This is a genomic window from Micromonospora sp. U21, from assembly GCF_018070045.1.
GTDB lineage: Bacteria > Actinomycetota > Actinomycetes > Mycobacteriales > Micromonosporaceae > Micromonospora.
The window spans coordinates 85,451-101,746 of record NZ_JAGPYK010000006.1 but is presented as its reverse complement, the minus strand read 5'-3'; the positions used below and the strand labels follow the sequence as shown (position 1 = coordinate 101,746).

Sequence of the window (16,296 nt, the reverse complement as noted above, 5' to 3'; positions counted from 1 at the left end):
CTGGCCGGCACCCCCGGGGTGGGGTGCCGGCCAGCGGTCGGTGTCACGCAGGTGCTGCGGTGGGTCAGCTGTTCCAGTGCTGGGCGACCAGGTCGGTGGCCTGCTGTTCCCACTGGGCGTAGGCGTCGGGGTAGGCCGAGACCTGCACGGTCTGCGCGGCGTCGGTCAACGCCATGTCCTGCCACCCGTCGACCTGCTTGAGGCCCTTGAGGAACGCGGTGGTGGAGTATTCGGGGTCGGTGATCTGCTCCGGCGTGCCCCAACCCGAGCTGGGGCGCTGCTGGAACAGGCCCAGCGAGTCGTGGTCGTTGCGGTCGCCGAGGTGACCCAGGTTCTCCAGCTTCGACTCCTGCAGGCTGGTGGCGATCGAGATCACCGCGGCCCGCTCGGGCAGCCCGGCCTTCTTCGTCGCGGCGATGATCGCCTTGACATTGCCGCTCTGCTCGTCGTTCAGGTCGATGCGCGACTGCGCACCCTGCGCCTTCTGCACGGCGACTGCGACCGGCTTGCCCTCGACCGGGGTGGCGGCGGTGGCGGCGATCGGACCGGCGAAGACACCACCGGCGAACGCGAGACCAGCAACCGACAGCACGCTCTTACGAATGATCATGTTCATCAGGGGTCAGCTCCTTCAAGGGGGTAGACACCCACCGCCACACGGGGGGGGAAACGGCATGCGGGTGCGAGCACCTCGTCCGGCGCTTTCAACACAAGGGGGAAAGTCTTCACGGTCGGCGGCCTACAAGCCGGGGGGCTCGTGGCACCAGGACTGTGTGTAACGACCGCCGGGCCGAGCCCATTCCAGGACTGGCCCATCCGACAGGCACCCCGTTCGAGGGTGCTGGTGCGGTCGGTCAGGGACTCTGCAACGACCACGGCCTCGCGGGCATTCCAACCCCGGCCGCGCTGCCAACCCGCGGGGACGGGACCTGGCGGACCGGTGGTGCTGCCAACCCGCGGGGGCGGGTGGCGGACCGGTGGTGCTGCGATCGTCAGGGTATGTAACGACTCCCGGCCCGCCACGATTCCACCCCACGGATGCAGCCGGTCACAGCCCACAAACCCCTGATACCGGACACCCGGCACGAGATCACCGGGCGTTCCGGCGTCGGATGCGCCGGTTCGGGGGGTTGATCGACTCGGTATCGGCGATATCGGGGCATCCGAGGGCCGTGGACACCGCGACATCCGCGACCCGAGTTCGATTACCCTGGCCAAGGGTGATCCGGAGGCAAGGTGGTCGATGAGCGGTATACCTCAGAGGCATATGTATGACTCACAGGTATAACGCTCACCCCACCGACCGCCGCGGCAAGGGTCGGCATGAGCCACGTCCACCGCAAGCATCGGCCGGCGACCGCCAGCGGATGGCGCTCAGGCGCAGGGATCACCGCGAGACGACGACCCCGACCGGACAGGACACACCGCGCCTCGCGCAGGAATCAGGACGGACAACGATCGCCGCCGAAATCGGGACTTGCCGGAACCCCGCTCAGGAACCGGAAGAACCGGCGACCACCCGCCGGGGATGGGACTCACCGCACGTCGCGAGGATCGGAACCGATGGCGATCCCCGCCGGGATCGCGCTTGCCCTACCCCGCGCGGAGATCTGGACCGGACCGAACAATCCGCCGCGGGGGGCTTGCCAGGCCCAGGCATCCACGCACAGATCGGAACGGACCGAACAACCCGCCGGGGATCGGGCTTGCCCGACCCAGCGCAGGAATCACGACGGACCGCGACCACCGACGGGATGGGGCCCGCCGTGCCCGGCGCAGGGATCAAGCCTGACCGCCCGGAGCCGGGCACGGCGGGCCCCACCCCGCACGAACCCGGCACACCCAAACCAACCCCAGCCACGACGGGCAAGCCAAGCCCCACCCCACACGGACCCGGCACGCCGGTCAAACGCCGGGAGCACGGTTGGTTCGGCATGCCGGGCTCGTGCGGGTGGGAGTGCCATGGCGGGCCACCGCCGGGCAATCCCGACGCGAACCCAACCGCCCCGAGTCCGGTCAGTCAGCGAGGCGGGAGCGGACCTTGGCGGCGCAGGAGCCCAACACCGACCGGGCATCCAGCCCCAGGCTCTCGATCGCCACCAGCGCCGTGAAGGCGACGTCGGCCAACTCCGCGGCTACGTCCTCCCTGGTGTGCGTGACGCCCTTGCGCGGGTTCTGCCCGAGCAGACCGATCCAGGCCGCCGACGCCTCCCCCGCCTCCTCGGTCAGCTTGAGGATGCGACAGGTCAGTTCCGTCTGCCCGGTGCCGTTCGCCGCGTCCAACCAGCCGCGCGACGCCCGGGCCGCCTCCCAGATCGACTCGTCCACGACGACCAGTCAACCCGACCCGCCCAACGGGCCGCGCAGCCGGGCCGGGTCGGGTCGGCGAGCCAGGTGCGGCCGGGCCGACGACCAAGGTGAGGCAGCCAAGCGCGCGGCGCCGGCGGGCGCCGGAGGCGCCGGCGCATGGACGGGCGGATGAGCGGTGAACCGGACGGGGGCGGTGGGCCGTACGCCGGGGCGGCCGGTGGGTCACGCCGGCGCGCGCTGGCGGCAACGACGCCGCCGATACGGAAGGAACGTGGGCAGCCGGGAGATCGGCTACCTGTTCGGCCAGTACAAGCGGATCACCAACCGCTACGAGTCCGGCGTGCTCACCGGCAAGGGGCTGGCGTACGGGGGTGCGCAGGCGCGCCGGGAGGCGACCGGGTACGGGGCGGTGTTCTTCGCCGAGGAGATGTTGCGGCAGAGCGGCGACAGCCTGGAGGGCAAGCGGGTGGTCGTCTCCGGCTCGGGCAACGTGGCGATCTACGCGGTAGAGAAGGTGCACCAGCTCGGTGGGACGGTGGTGGCCTGCTCGGACTCCGACGGGTACCTGCTCGACGAAAAGGGCATCGACCTGGAGTTGCTGCGGGAGCTGAAGGAGGAGCGCCGCGGCCGGCTTGACGACTACCTGCGGCATGTGCCGCACGCGGTGGCCGTGGCCGACCGTACCGTCTGGGAGGTGCCCTGCGATCTGGCCCTGCCGTGCGCGATGCAGAACGAGATCGGCGGCGCGGAACTGGTGGCCGGAGCACCGCCGAGGAGTACGGGCTGCCCGGCGACTACGTGGCCGGGGCGAACATCAACGGATTCCGTCGGGTGGCCGAGGCGATGGTGGCGCACGGCCTGGTCTGAGCGGACGGACAGTCGAGCCTGACCGGCCGGTCAGCGCAGCCATTGACTCCGGTCGACGGCAGTCCTAGGTTCAGGGCGCTACCGGCCGGTAGGCAACCGTCCCGCCTGGTCGCCCGCGGGCGACATCCGTCCGATGGGGAGCATCGATGCTGTCCTCACCCGTTCGCACCCTCCGCCGCCTGCTCGCCGCCACCGCGACCCTGACCCTGGCGGTCGGGCTGGCCGGCGCCGCGCCGGCCAGCGCCACCGCCGACCGCGACCCGGGGGGCGGCCAGCCGCTGCCCGGGTACACCATCGAGAACCCGCCGCTGGCGCCGCTGGTCGTTGCCGGCAAGCCGACGACGGTACGGCAGGGCGTGCACCGGCACGCCGGGTACATCATCGAGGTCCCCGCCCGGTGGAACGGTGACCTGGTGCTGTGGGCGCACGGCTACCGCGGCCAGGGCACGGTGCTCTCGCCGGAGCCGCCCGGCTTCGGGCTGCGCCAGCGGCTGCTGGAGCAGGGGTACGCCTGGGCATCGTCCTCGTACGACCGCAACGGCTTCGACATCCGCTCCGGCGTGCTGGGCACCAAGGATCTCGCCGACCACTTCGGACGGACGGTCCGCCGGCCGCACCACACCTACCTCGCCGGCGTGTCGATGGGCGGGTACGTCATCGGCCGTTCGCTGGAGCAGTACCCCGGCTACTACGACGGCGCACTGCCCATGTGCGGGGTGCTCGGCGACCAGACGCTGCTCGACTTCTACCTGGACTACAACCTGGTCGCGCAGGCTCTCGCCGAGGTGCCGGCCTATCCCACGCCGGCCGACTACCTGACCAACGCCGTACCCCGCATCCAGGTGGCGCTCGGCCTGGCCGGGCTCACTCCCACCGGGCCGGACACCACCACCGACCGGGGCAAGCAACTGCGGGCGGTCACGGTGAACCGTTCGGGCGGGCCACGCCCCGGCGCGGACGCCGCGTTCGCGGTCTGGAAAGACTTCCTCTTCTCGATCACCGTGACCAGCGGCGGCGACTCCCCCGCCCAGCGACCCGGTCAGCTCTCCACCAACCTGCTCACCCGCTACACCCCGAACAGCCCGGTCAACGTCAACGCCACCGTGCGGCGGGTCGCCCCGGAGAACGTCTGGCAGCGCCTCCTGCCGACGCTGACCGAGGTGCCACGGATCGCCGGCCGCCCCACCGCGCCGGTGCTCAGCCTGCACGACCTCGGTGACCTGTTCGTGCCGTTCAGCATGGAGCAGGCGTACGCCACCGACGTGGCACGGCACGGCCGCAGCCGGCTGCTGGTGCAGCGGGCCATCCGGGCCACGCAGCACTGCGAGTTCACCCCGGCCGAGGCCGGCGCCGCCTGGGACGACCTGGTGTCCTGGGTACGCACCGGCGCCCGCCCCGCCGGCGACACGGTGACCGACCCGGCGGTGGTGGCCCGTCCCGACTACGGCTGCCGGTTCAGCGACCGGGCCGCGTACGCCGCCGGGGTCGGCACCCGGCGCCTCTACCCCGCCTGCTGAGGTACCCGGACACGACGACGCCGGCCGGCCCCTGTTCGGGAGCCGGCCGGCGTCGTGTGTGCGGGTGTCACCAGAGCTGCTGGACGATGTCCGCCGCCTGCTCCTCCCACTGCGCGTACGCGTACGGGAAGGCGGAGACCTGGACGGTCTGCGCCGCGGTGGTCAGCGGCAGGTCCTGCCAGCCGCCCACGTTCTTCAGCGCGCTGAAGAACGCCGTGGCGGAGTACTCCGGGTCGGTGATCTGCTCGGGCGTACCCCAACCGGACGACGGGCGCTGCTGGAACAGGCCCTGCGAGTCGTGGTCGTTGTACGCGCCGAGGTGGCCGAGGTTGTACAGCTTCGACTCCTGCAACGAGGTGGCGATGCCGATCACCGCGCCCCGGTCGCCGACGCCGGTCTTCTTGGCCGCGTCGACGATGGCCCGGGCGTTGGCCAGCTGCGCGTCATCGAGCGGGATGCGCGACTGGGCGCCTTCGATGCCGTGCGGAATGAGCTCCTCGCGGCTCGGCTTGCCGGCCGGCGGCTTGCCGGTGGCGGAGCCGGTGGTCAGCCCGGACTCGACGGGCTGGTCCTCCTGGCGGGCCGCGGTGGCGGCCTTCCCGGTGGCGAGGTCGATGGCGGCGACGGCGCCCTGGTGCGGCCCGGAGGTGACCGGGGCGGCGGCCACTGTCGGTGCGAGTGCCAGGCCACCGAGGGCGGCCACACCCACAACGCTCAGCGCGGTCTTGCGGTACGAGTCCTTAGCGATGGCGGGGAGCCATCGAGTGAAGTCGACCTTCACGATGGTTGCCCTTTCGATCGTGCGGAGCGCTCCGGGGTGAACACTCCTCGGGAGATGACCGCGGAAAGGGTTTGGGCTCCGGCGGTACGGGGGACACAACCAGGTTCACCTGTCGGGCATTCCGGAAATGCCCTGGCCTCGGCGAGCTGCGGTCCCGGTCACCCGCGGAATCGGACAGGGCACCCGTTCAATCGGCAATGGCGACAGAGAGCGACCTTCGCTGCTGTGCGCCAAACCCACCCAGCAGCCTTTGCTCTGCTTCAACAGACGCAACAGTCACGGACCGTGCTGACGGGTCGAGACGCTCCAGAGCCGCCACAAATCGTGTTCGCGCAGCTCAGGTGACGTGTTGCGTGCGTTGAAGCAGAGCAAAGGGCCCGACACACGTGGCGTGCACGGCGGCGGGTGAGGGGGCGCAGGGGTCATCGCCCACGGTGCGTGATGGCCGACATTTCACGCACGGCGATTTCAAGGCGCGACACATTCGGACAGCTGACGCCCCGGCCCCGCCCGGCCAGCCGACCGTGCTCAGTGGCCTCGGGCCAGCCACTCCTTCAGGTGCGGCGCCTCCGCGCCGATCGTGGTGCTGTCGCCGTGCCCCGTGCGCACGACCGTCTCCGGCGGCAGGGTGAGCAACCGGGTGCGGATCGACCGGACGATGGTGTCGAAGTCGCTGTACGAGCGGCCGGTGGCACCCGGGCCCCCGGCGAAGAGCGTGTCGCCGGTGAACACCACGCCCAGCTCCGGCGCGTGGAAGCTGCACGCGCCGGGGCTGTGCCCGGGGGTGTGCAGCACCCGCAACGTGGTGCCGGCCACGTCGATGCTCTGCCCGTCGTGCAGCTCGCCGTTGGGCGGCAGCTTGGGGTGGACCATGTCCCAGAGCACCCGGTCGGCGGTGTGCAGCAGCACCGGCGCGCCGGTGGCCTGGGCCAGCTCGGGCGCCACGCGGACGTGGTCGTCGTGCGCGTGGGTGGCCAGGATCGCCCGGACCCGCCGGTCACCCACCACGGCGAGGATCGCTGCCACGTCGTGCGGCGCGTCGAGGACGACGCACTCGCTGTCGTCGCCCAGCACCCACACGTTGTTGTCCACGTCGAACGTCTGCCCGTCGAGGGAGAACGTGCCGGCGGTGACCGTGTGCTCGACCCGGGCGCTCACGGGAACACCACCACCGAACGGAGCACGTCGCCGTGGTGCATCCGGTCGAACGCGTTCTCGACCTGGTCCAGCGCGATCTCCTCGGTGACGAACGCGTCCAGGTCGAGCCGGCCCTGGAGGTACAGCTCGGTGAGCATCGGGAAGTCCCGGCTGGGCAGGCAGTCCCCGTACCAACTGGACTTGAGGGCGCCGCCGCGACCGAAGACGTCCAGCAACGGCAGCTCGATCTTCATCTGTGGGGTCGGCACGCCCACCAGCACCACGGTGCCGGCCAGGTCCCGGGCGTAGAACGCCTGCTTCCACGTCTCCGGTCGACCCACCGCGTCGATCACCACGTCGGCGCCGAAACCGCCGGTGGCGGCGCGGATCGCCTCGACCGGGTCGGTTTCGGAGGCGTTCACGGTGTGCGTGGCGCCGAACTTACGCGCCCAGTCCAGCTTTCGGGAGTCGGTGTCGACGGCGACGATCGTCGTGGCGCCGGCGAGGGCCGCCCCGGCGACCGCCGCGTCGCCGACGCCACCGCAGCCGATCACCGCGACGGAGTCGCCGCGGGTGACGTTGCCGGTGTTCATCGCCGCGCCCAGCCCGGCCATCACCCCGCAGCCGAGCAGGCCCACCGCGGCCGGTCGGGCGGCCGGGTCCACCTTGGTGCACTGTCCGGCGTGCACCAAGGTCTTCTCGGCGAACGCGCCGATGCCCAGAGCCGGTGCGAGTTCGGTGCCGTCGGTGAGGGTCATCCGCTGGGCGGCGTTGTGGGTGTTGAAGCAGTACCAGGGCCGGCCACGGCGACAGGCCCGACAGGCCCCGCAGACCGCCCGCCAGTTGAGCACCACGAAGTCGCCCGGAGCGACGTCGGTGACGCCCTCCCCCACCTGCTCGACGATGCCCGCCGCCTCGTGGCCGAGCAGGAACGGGTAGTCGTCGTTGATGCCACCCTCGCGGTAGTGCAGGTCGGTGTGGCAGACCCCGCAGGACTGGATCCGGACGATCGCCTCACCGGGACCGGGATCGGGCACCACGATGGTGGTGACCTCGACCGGCGCGCCCTTACTGCGGGAGATGACTCCCCGGACTTCCTGGCTCACTTCGCCTCCTGCTGGTGATCTGCGGCGGGGTCGGGTGCCGGGCTGGCGGGTGACCGGGCCCCGGCGGTGAACCCCTCGCGAACCTACCGCGATCACCACGGCCGGCCCAGTCGGCCCAACGGGTTATCGCGGGCCGCGGTGGGTACGCGGGCCGCATTCGGACCACGGCCACCGGGAGTGATCATGAAACTGGCGCATCTGCCGCTGCGGATCAGCATCGGCGCGTTCATCCTCAACTCTGGTCTGAGCAAGCGAACTCTGGAGGGCGATGCCGTACAGGGCGTGCACGGGATGGCGGTCGGGGCCATTCCGCAGCTCGGCCAGTTGGAGCCGGCGCGCTTCGCCAAGCTGCTGTCGTACTCGGAGATAGCCCTGGGGGCCGCGCTGCTCGCCCCGTTCGTGCCGGCCACCCTGGTCGGACTCGGCCTGACCGCGTTCGGCGCGGGCCTGGTGCAGCTGTACCTGAAGACGCCGGGGATGCGCGAGGCGGGCAGCGTGCGCCCGACCCAGCAGGGCACCCCGCTGGCCAAGGACGTCTGGCTGGTCGGCGCCGGGCTGACCCTGGTGCTGGAGGGACTGACCCACGGCCGCCGGCACCACTGATCCGGCCGACGGGAGGGTCGGCCCGCCGCGGCAGGCGTGAGCGGGCCGCGCCGGGGTAGCAGGGCCGCCATGACCGACGTGACCGTGGTGGTGGCCACCCGCAACCGACGTGAGCGGCTGCTCGACATGCTGGGCCGGCACAGCGCCCCGGTGATCCTGGTGGACAACGGCTCCGACGACGGCACCCCGGCCGCGGTGGCCCGGGCCTTTCCCCCGGTACGGGTGGTGCGGCTCGACAGGAACGCGGGCGCCGGCGCGGCCCGCAACATCGGCGTCGAGCTGGCCGACACGCCGTTCGTGGCCTTCTCCGACGACGACTCGTACTGGGCGCCGGGTGCGCTGGAACGGGCCGCCGCGATCCTGCGCGGGCACCCCGGCACCGGCCTGCTCACCGGGCAGGTACGGGTCGGGCGGGAGCAGCGGCTCGACCCGGTGTCCGCCGCGATGGCCCGCGCACCGCTGGGCACCTCGCCGGGCGCGCCGGGGCCGGCGGTGCTGGGCTTCCTGGCCTGCGCGGTGGTGCTGCGCCGCCGGGCGTTCCAGCAGGCAGGCGGCTTTACCGAGCGGCTGGGCACGTACGGCGAGGAGGCGCTGCTGGCGATGGACCTGGCCGCGGTCGGCTGGCAGCTGGCGTACGCCGAGGACGTGGTGGCCCACCATCTGCCGCTGCCGGCGGGGCGGGACGCGCTGGCCCGGCAGCGGATGGAGACGCGCAACAGGCTGCTCACCGCGCTGCTGCGCCGTCCGGTCGGGGTGGTGCTGCGCACGGCGGCCGCCGTGGCCCGGGACGCCGCCGGCCGGGGCGGGCTGCTCGACGCCGGCCGTGAGCTGGGGTGGGCGCTGCGCGGCCGGCGCCGGTTGCCGGCCGAGGTGGAGGCGGCCCTGCGCACCCTGGCCCGGTGTGAGGCGGGCGAGCCGGTCGCGCCGTCGCCGGCCCGGGTGGCTCCGGCCAGCTGATTTCCCCTGCGGCGATCATTCTCGGGACGGGTGCCGGGCTCGCTATCGTGTGGGCGACCCGAGGAGCTGTGTTGACCCGTTCCCCATCCATGCGGCCGTTCTACCGGCCGATGAGGCCCCGTCTCCGGGATGAGCCGCACCGCTCGGCCACCCCGCTGGAGCTCTTCTTCGACCTCTGCTTCGTGGTGGCCGTGGCACAGGCTGCCGGCAGCCTGCACCACGACGTCTCCGAGGGTCACCTCGCTCACGCGGTGACCAGTTACCTGATGGTGTTCTTCGCGATCTGGTGGTCGTGGATGAACTTCACCTGGTTCGCCTCGGCCTACGACACCGACGACGACGTCTACCGGATCACCACGCTGGTGCAGATCAGCGGAGCATTGATCCTGGCGGCCGGGGTGCCGCGCGCCTTCACCGACGGCGACTTCACCGTCATCACCCTCGGGTACGTGGTGATGCGGCTGGCCGCCGTCGTGCAGTGGAGCCGAGCGGCAGTCGGCGACCCGGCGCACCGGGCTGCGGCACGCCGCTACGCGATCGGCGTGACCGTGGTGCAGGTCGGCTGGTTGCTGCGGCTGGCTCTGCCCGCCGAGTGGGGCATCGCGTCGTTCGTGCTGCTGGCGCTGGCCGACCTGCTCGTCCCGGCGGTGGCCGAGCGGCCTGGGATGACCCCGTGGCACCCCCGGCACATCGCCGAGCGGTACGGCCTGTTCACCCTCATCGTGCTCGGTGAGGTCGTGCTGTCCGTCTCGATGGCGATCCAGACCGAGCTGGACGCCGGCGAGCACAACCTCTGGTCGCTCACTGCGGCGGGCGCGATCATCGTGTTCGCGCTCTGGTGGCTCTACTTCGACCGGCCGATCGAGGCGCCCGACCGGCTGCCCTACTCGCTGGTCTGGGGCTACGGCCACTATCTGATCTTCGCCGCGGTCGCCGCGGTCGGCGCGGGCCTGGTCGTGGCGGTGGACCACGAGCGGCACATCGGGCACATCTCCGGAGTCACCGCCGGGTACGCGGTCGCCGTCCCGATCGCCGTCTACCTGCTCACCGTCTGGGTGCTGCACGTCCGCCGGCAGCAGCACGGCGCGGTGGTCGTCGCCTTTCCGGTCGTCGCGCTGCTGGCGCTGCTCGCGCCGCTGGGCCCGGTCCCGGTCCACGTGCTCGCGCTGCTGCTCTTCGCCGTGGTGGCGCTGACGGTGGTGATGCGCCGGCGCGACGTCCTGCCGACCTCGGCGCCGGCCGGCGCCGACGCGGCCTGATTCGGCACCCCCCGGTCCGGACCCGCCCGGCCCGCCGTCGGGCGCGACAGCCCGGGAGTGGGCAGAATTGAGGCATGCCTCGCCGCCGATGGTTGCTGGCCGACCAGCTCGGGCCACACTTCCTCGACGACCCCGACCAGCCGGTGCTGCTGGTGGAGATCCGGGAGCTGTTCCGCCGGCGGCCGACGCACCGGCAGAAGGCGCACCTGATCCTCTCCGCGCTGCGGCACCGCGCGGCCGAGCTGGGCGACCGGGCGCTGCTGCTGCGTACCGAGACGTTCCGCGAGGCGCTGGCGCAGGTCGCCGAGCCGGTGGAGGTGTGCCATCCGCACTCCCGGGTGGCGTTGCGCTTCGCCCGATCGGTGCCGGGGCTGACGGTGCTGCCGCCGCGTGGCTTCATCACCAGCCAGGCAGACTTCGCCGGCTGGGCGGACCGCACCCGGCGCGGCCCGCTGCGGATGACCGATTTCTACCGGCACGCCCGCCGCCGGCACGACGTGCTGACCGGCCCGGGCGGCGGCACCGGGTCGACGCGGCGGCCCCGCACCGAGGGCCGCACGGCGCCAGCGGCACCGCCGCCACCGCCGCCGATCGTCGAGGACGACATCGACGCGGAAATCCGCCGCGAGCTGGACCGGTGGGCGGCCGACGGGGTGCGGTTCGTCGGCCGGGACGGCCCCCGGCGCTTCCCGGCCACCCACGGCGAGGCGCGGGCCCGGCTGGAGCACTTCCTGACCCACCGGCTGCCCGGGTACGGCCGGTACGCCGACGTGATGAGCGCCGACGACCCGCTGTTCGCGCACTCCGTGCTCTCGTCCTCGTTCAACCTCGGGTTGCTCGACCCGGAGTCGGCCGTCCGCGCTGCCGAGCAGGCGTGGCGGGCTGGCAGGGCTCCGCGTACGGCGGTGGAGCCGTTCATCCGGGGGTTGCTCGGCTGGCGGGAGTTCCTCTGGCAGCTGTACTGGTATCTCGAGCCGCGGTTCCGGGGCGCGGACTGGCTGGCCACGACCGAGCCGGTGCCGGACTGGTTCGCCGAGCTGGACGCGGACGCGGTGGAGGCCCGTTGCCTGGCCGACGTGCTCGCCACCGTCCGGGACGGGGCCTGGACGCACCACGCGCCCCGGCTGCTCGTGCTGGGCAACTACGCGTTGCAACGCGGCTGGCGCCCGGCCGAGGTGGCGGACTGGTTCCAGCGCTGCTTCGTCGACGGCGCCGACTGGGTGATGAACGCGACGGTGATCGGCATGAGCCAGTACGCCGACCTGGCCCGGGTGGACACCCGCCCGTACGCGGTGGACGGCACCGACATCGACGAGATCAGCGACTACTGCGCGGGCTGCCGCTACGTGCCCGAGCGGGCGCTCGGTGACCTGGCCTGCCCGTACACCGGGGGTTTCGAGAGCTTCCTGCACCGTAACCGGGCGCGGTTGGTGGCCGACCCACGGCTCGCCGCCGAGCTGGCCCGCCGTGACGAGCCGGAGCACCGCGAGGCGGTGCTGGCCCAGGAGGAGAAGCGGGGCAGCACGCCGCCCTGACCGTCAGCCGTGGCCGACGTCGGCGGACGGCACCGCACCGGCGGCCGGCGCCGGGCGGACGACGCCCCGGTTCAGGCCGGTGACCAGCAGCCGGTTGTACGAGGCCGGCATGATCCGGGCCAGCAGGTCGGGCAGCTTCGCCGACCAGCCGATCAGCACCCTGCCCCGGCGTCGCTCGACACCCCGCAGGATCACCTCGGCGGCCCGTTCCGGCGCGATGGTGAGCAGCTTCTCGAACTGCGCCCGGCCGGCCGCGTACTCCTGGAGCGAGACGCCGCTGCCGACCCGGGCGTTCTCGGTGATCCGGGTGCGGATCCCGCCGGGGTGCACCGAGGTCACCCCGATGCCGTCGTCGACCAGCTCGTGGCGCAGCGCCTCGGTGAAGCCGCGCACCGCGAACTTGCTCGCCGAGTAGGCGGCCTGCCCGGCCGGCGCGATCAGCCCGAACAGGCTGGAGACGTTGACCAGGTGCGCGCCGGGCTCCGCCTTGAGGGTGGGCAGCAGCGCGTGGGTCAGCTGCGCCACGGCCCGGAAGTTGATGTCGATGACCCAGCCGAACTCGTCGAACGTCACCTGGTCGAACCGGCCACCGAGGCCGACACCGGCGTTGTTCACCAGCAGCCGGACCCGCGGGTGCCGCTGCCCGATCTCGACGGCCACCCGGGCGGTGGCCGCCGCGTCGGCGAGGTCCACCAGGTGGGTGTGCACCTGGCGGTCCGGGTGTTCGGCCCGGATGGCGGCGGCGACCTCGTCCAGCCGCCCGGAGTCGCGGTCCAGCAGGACCAGGTCGCTGCCCCGGCGAGCGAGCGCGTGCGCCAGCGCGGCACCGATGCCGCTGGCTGCGCCGGTGACCACGGCCGTCGCGCCGGCGAAGTCGAACCTCTGCACGATCGGGCTCCTCTCCTGGCGGCCCCGGCGAGCGGGCCGGGGTGGGTCGGGATGCGCCCGGACCGTCCGGACGCGACACTCAGGCGACCGGCGTGCCGGTCGGTGGCGTGGCCGGCACGGTGGGCACGCCCGGCGCGGCCACGGCGCGTGCGCGGGAGAACCGCACGCCCTCGTCGGTGAGCCGGCCGTGCCGCATCAGCAGCACGTCGCGGGCGTAGTTCTGGTACAGCCGCCACGGCGCGGCCGTACCCTGCTTGGGCAGCGCGTCGACGCTGCGCAGCACGTACCCGGAGCGCAGGTCGATGAGCGGCACCCGCTCGTCGTCGGGCGGCGGGAGCGGGGTGACGATGTGCTGGCCGGTGCGGTCCAGGTGGCGCAGCAGCCGGCAGACGTAGCCGGCGACCAGGTCGGCCTTGAGCGTCCACGAGGCGTTGGTGTAGCCGACGGTGAGGGCGAAGTTCGGCACGCCGGAGAGCATCATGCCCTTGTAGGCGACGGTGCTGGCCAGGTCGACCTCGGCGCCGTCCACGCTGAGCGTCAGGCCGCCGAGGGCGAGCAGGTTGAGCCCGGTGGCGGTGACCACGATGTCGGCGGGCAACTCGTCGCCGGAGGCCAGCCGGACGCCGTGCGGCGTGAAGGTGTCGATGGTGTCGGTGACCACCGACGCCCTGCCCTCCTGCACGGCGGTGAACAGGTCGCCGTCGGGCACCACGCAGAGCCGCTGGTCCCACGGGTCGTAGCGGGGCGAGAAGTGCCGGTCGATGTCGTAGCCGACCGGCAGCCGGCCCTTCGCGGCCCGGCGCAGCAGCCGCTTCACCAGCCCGGGCGCGCGCCGGCTGAGCTGAAAATTGACGGTGGACAGCAGCACGTTCTTCCAGCGCACCACGGGATACGCGGCCTTCGCCGGCAGCCAGCGCCGCAGCGCGTCGGCCAGGACGTCGCGCGACGGCAGCGCCATGACGTACGTGGGTGAGCGCTGGAGCATGGTCACGTGGGCGGCCCGCTCGGCCATCGCCGGCACCAGGGTGACCGCCGTGGCGCCGCTGCCGATCACCACCACCCGCTTGCCGGTGTGGTCGAGGTCGGCCGGCCAGTGCTGCGGGTGCACCAGCCGCCCGGCGTACGCGTCGACGCCGGGCAGCTCCGGGGTGTATCCCTCGTCGTAGCGGTAGTAGCCGGCGCAGGCGAAGAGGAACGAGCAGGTCAGCACGATGGTCTCGGCGGTGTCGGTGCGCTGTGCGTGCACCGTCCAGCGGGCGGTGTCGCTGTCCCACTCGGCGCGCACCACCCGGTGCCCGAAGCGGATGTGCCGCTGCACGTCGTACTCCCGGGCGGTCTCCCGGACGTACGCACGGATGGCCGCGCCGTCGGCGATGGCCTTCGGGTCGGTCCACGGCTTGAACGAGTAGCCGAGGGTGAACATGTCCGAGTCGGACCGGACGCCCGGGTAGCGGAACAGGTCCCAGGTGCCGCCGATGGCGTCGCGTGCCTCGAGCACCGCGTACGTCTTGTCCGGGCAGTCGCGGCGCAGGTGGCAGGCGGCGCCGATGCCGGACAGGCCGGCTCCGACGATGAGCACGTCGACGTGGTCGGAGGTCATGGCGTTCCTCCATCCGGGGCGGTGGACGGACACTATCCACCGCCGTCGACAGCAGTCAACACCCTGTCGAGTGCCGTCGACAGGGTGTCGAGTTCGGGTAGCATCACCGGCCATGACGACCGCCCGTACCGGCGCCGGGCGAGCGAGCCCGCGCGGTCGCCGCGCCGCCCGTACCGCCGGCGACGACCGGGAGACGGCGATCCTGGCCACCGCCGAGCGGCTGCTGGAGCAGAGGGCGTTCGGCGACATCTCGATCGACGACCTGGCCCGGGGGGCGGGGATCTCCCGGCCCACGTTCTACTTCTACTTCCCGTCCAAGGACGCCGTGCTGCTGACCCTGCTGGACCGGGTCACCGAGGAGGCCGACGCGGCCGCCGGAGACGTCCTGGTCCGGCTCGCCGAGGACCCGCGGGCCCGGTGGCGCGAGCTGATCCAGCGGTTCCACGAGACGTTCGGCGCGCACCGCGCACTGGTGCTCGCCTGCGCGCAGGTCCGCGGCACCAACGCCGAGGTACGCCGGCTCTGGGCGGCGGTGCTGGAGCGGTGGGTGCAGGCCATCGAGGCGGCCATCGAGGCGGAGCGGCGACGCGGCGCGGCCCCGGACGGTCTGCCCGCCCGGGACCTCGCCATCGCGCTCAACTCGATGAACGAACGCGTCTGGTACGCCACCTTCGCCTGCGACGGGCCGGCGGTCGCCGAACGCGACGTCGTGGACGTGCTGCTCGACCTCTGGCTGGCCGGCATCTACCGCGACACCACTCCCCCGCCGTCGACCTGAGTCAATCGGCCACCTTGGTGAACGTCATGACCCAGTTGGTCTCCCAGGTACGTTCGCCGTCGACGGAGAACGCCTGCTCCCAGCGGGCGGAGGTCGCGGTGATCTCCGACCAGATGAACCGACACCGCACCGGACGCCCCTCGTGCTGGTCGTCGGCGTAGAGGCGGCCGACTCCGTCGACGAAGCGGCCCACCATCGGCGGCTGCTCCAACTCGCCGCGACCGCTGTTCATCCAGTAGATCGACCACTGCTCGCTCACCGGGTCGAAGAGCCTGACCGTGGCGCCGGCGAACCCCTTGGTCGGAAAGGTGATCTCGTCGAAGTGGCCGCCGCCGCCGAAGAAGCCGTTCGCGACCGACACCCCCGGAAACTCCTCCCACTCGTCGGAGCCGACCAGCCGCTTGCGCAGCCGACGGTTGACGACGTTCCAGGTACCCACAAAGAAGTCGAAGTCGCCCATCAGCGGCCCACCGGCCCTTCCGCTCGTGTGTCGTGCAGGTAACCGGTCAGATCGGGGCTCTCCGGCGCCAGCATGTGCCGGACCCAGGCGGCCCGCTCGTGCTCCAGCACCGCCAACTCCCAGACGCAGCCAACTCCCGGGCGGCGCAAATCGACGAAGTGTGCCGGATCATCGTCCGGGCAGTCCAGTGCGGGCTGCCCGGCCGCCGCGATGCGCACCTCCACCACGTTGTCCCAGACCCAGGTGTACGCCAGCAGGTACGCGCCGGTGTCCGCGCCCCGGTGCAGCACCACCCACCCGGCGGCCGGTGTGCCGTCGTCCGGGGCGTCGGACAGCAGCGCGGGCAGCAGGTCGTACGCGGCCTTCTCCACCTCCGGCTCGATCGGCCGTTCCGGCTGGTCGATGTGGTACCGCTTGAGCTGCCGACCGCCCACAGTGACCGGTCCCGGCGTTCGTAGATCCTTGTCGCGAAAAGCCATGCCGGGACGGTAGAACGAC

The 16,296-nt window shown here is 72.4% G+C and carries 16 protein-coding genes; 7 read left to right on the top strand and 9 right to left on the bottom strand.

Annotation, left to right across the window (positions count from 1 at the left end):
* Positions 1-64: 64 nt before the first annotated feature.
* Together KBX63_RS10060 and KBX63_RS10055 are read right to left on the bottom strand one after the other, a co-directional pair.
* Entirely contained in the window at positions 65-616 is a 552-nt protein-coding gene (locus tag KBX63_RS10060; RefSeq protein ID WP_210910738.1) for a hypothetical protein, read from the bottom strand.
* Between the two features lie 1,400 nt (positions 617-2,016).
* Positions 2,017-2,328 carry a MazG-like family protein gene (locus tag KBX63_RS10055; protein WP_210910737.1) on the bottom strand — a complete coding sequence of 104 codons (312 nt, stop codon included), beginning with the start codon at positions 2,326-2,328 and terminating at the stop codon, positions 2,017-2,019.
* 253 nt (positions 2,329-2,581) lie between these two features.
* Here KBX63_RS10055 and KBX63_RS10050 point away from each other — a divergent pair, with 253 nt between their 5' ends.
* Together KBX63_RS10050 and KBX63_RS10045 are read left to right on the top strand one after the other, a co-directional pair.
* Positions 2,582-3,199: a hypothetical protein gene (locus tag KBX63_RS10050; protein ID WP_307871676.1), complete on the top strand. Its 618-nt coding sequence runs from the start codon at positions 2,582-2,584 to the stop codon at positions 3,197-3,199.
* A 124-nt stretch (positions 3,200-3,323) separates the two neighbouring features.
* Complete coding sequence (locus KBX63_RS10045; protein WP_210910736.1) at positions 3,324-4,694, top strand: hypothetical protein; 1,371 nt, start codon at positions 3,324-3,326, stop codon at positions 4,692-4,694.
* A 67-nt stretch (positions 4,695-4,761) separates the two neighbouring features.
* Here the strand turns inward: KBX63_RS10045 and KBX63_RS10040 are convergent, their stop codons facing one another.
* The 3 genes from KBX63_RS10040 to KBX63_RS10030 all read right to left on the bottom strand — a co-directional run bounded on the left by KBX63_RS10040 (position 4,762) and on the right by KBX63_RS10030 (position 7,718).
* The gene (locus KBX63_RS10040) at positions 4,762-5,475 is read right to left on the bottom strand and encodes a hypothetical protein (protein ID WP_210910735.1); all 714 of its coding nucleotides are present in this window, start codon (positions 5,473-5,475) and stop codon (positions 4,762-4,764) included.
* A 528-nt stretch (positions 5,476-6,003) separates the two neighbouring features.
* Complete coding sequence (locus KBX63_RS10035) at positions 6,004-6,633, bottom strand: MBL fold metallo-hydrolase (protein ID WP_210910734.1); 630 nt, start codon at positions 6,631-6,633, stop codon at positions 6,004-6,006.
* The gene (locus KBX63_RS10030) at positions 6,630-7,718 is read right to left on the bottom strand and encodes an S-(hydroxymethyl)mycothiol dehydrogenase (RefSeq protein WP_210910733.1); all 1,089 of its coding nucleotides are present in this window, start codon (positions 7,716-7,718) and stop codon (positions 6,630-6,632) included. The genes KBX63_RS10035 and KBX63_RS10030 overlap by 4 nt, the downstream gene beginning before the upstream one ends.
* A 183-nt stretch (positions 7,719-7,901) precedes the next feature.
* Between KBX63_RS10030 and KBX63_RS10025 the strand changes: the two genes are divergently transcribed.
* The 4 genes from KBX63_RS10025 (at position 7,902) to KBX63_RS10010 (ending at position 12,072) form a co-directional block, all read left to right on the top strand.
* Positions 7,902-8,321: a hypothetical protein gene (locus tag KBX63_RS10025; protein WP_210910732.1), complete on the top strand. Its 420-nt coding sequence runs from the start codon at positions 7,902-7,904 to the stop codon at positions 8,319-8,321.
* A gap of 69 nt (positions 8,322-8,390) precedes the next feature.
* Positions 8,391-9,278 (top strand): glycosyltransferase family 2 protein, encoded by an 888-nt coding sequence (locus KBX63_RS10020; RefSeq protein WP_210910731.1) that lies wholly within the window; start codon positions 8,391-8,393, stop codon positions 9,276-9,278.
* A 71-nt stretch (positions 9,279-9,349) separates the two neighbouring features.
* Complete coding sequence (locus KBX63_RS10015) at positions 9,350-10,537, top strand: low temperature requirement protein A (protein ID WP_210910730.1); 1,188 nt, start codon at positions 9,350-9,352, stop codon at positions 10,535-10,537.
* 74 nt (positions 10,538-10,611) lie between these two features.
* Positions 10,612-12,072: a cryptochrome/photolyase family protein gene (locus KBX63_RS10010; RefSeq protein WP_210910729.1), complete on the top strand. Its 1,461-nt coding sequence runs from the start codon at positions 10,612-10,614 to the stop codon at positions 12,070-12,072.
* Positions 12,073-12,075: 3 nt separating this feature from the next.
* Here the strand turns inward: KBX63_RS10010 and KBX63_RS10005 are convergent, their stop codons facing one another.
* Together KBX63_RS10005 and KBX63_RS10000 are read right to left on the bottom strand one after the other, a co-directional pair.
* Positions 12,076-12,960: an SDR family oxidoreductase gene (locus KBX63_RS10005; RefSeq protein WP_210910728.1), complete on the bottom strand. Its 885-nt coding sequence runs from the start codon at positions 12,958-12,960 to the stop codon at positions 12,076-12,078.
* A gap of 79 nt (positions 12,961-13,039) precedes the next feature.
* Complete coding sequence (locus KBX63_RS10000; protein ID WP_247662046.1) at positions 13,040-14,560, bottom strand: NAD(P)/FAD-dependent oxidoreductase; 1,521 nt, start codon at positions 14,558-14,560, stop codon at positions 13,040-13,042.
* Positions 14,561-14,672: 112 nt separating this feature from the next.
* Between KBX63_RS10000 and KBX63_RS09995 the strand changes: the two genes are divergently transcribed.
* Positions 14,673-15,338 carry a TetR/AcrR family transcriptional regulator gene (locus KBX63_RS09995; protein ID WP_210910727.1) on the top strand — a complete coding sequence of 222 codons (666 nt, stop codon included), beginning with the start codon at positions 14,673-14,675 and terminating at the stop codon, positions 15,336-15,338.
* Position 15,339: 1 nt separating this feature from the next.
* On the opposite strand, the gene KBX63_RS09990 is transcribed toward KBX63_RS09995, so the two are convergent.
* A complete protein-coding gene (locus KBX63_RS09990; protein ID WP_210910726.1) occupies positions 15,340-15,798 on the bottom strand; it encodes a hypothetical protein in 459 nt (152 codons plus the stop codon).
* Entirely contained in the window at positions 15,798-16,277 is a 480-nt protein-coding gene (locus KBX63_RS09985; RefSeq protein WP_210910725.1) for a hypothetical protein, read from the bottom strand. Before KBX63_RS09985 ends, KBX63_RS09990 begins: the two co-directional genes overlap by 1 nt.
* Positions 16,278-16,296: the final 19 nt, after the last annotated feature.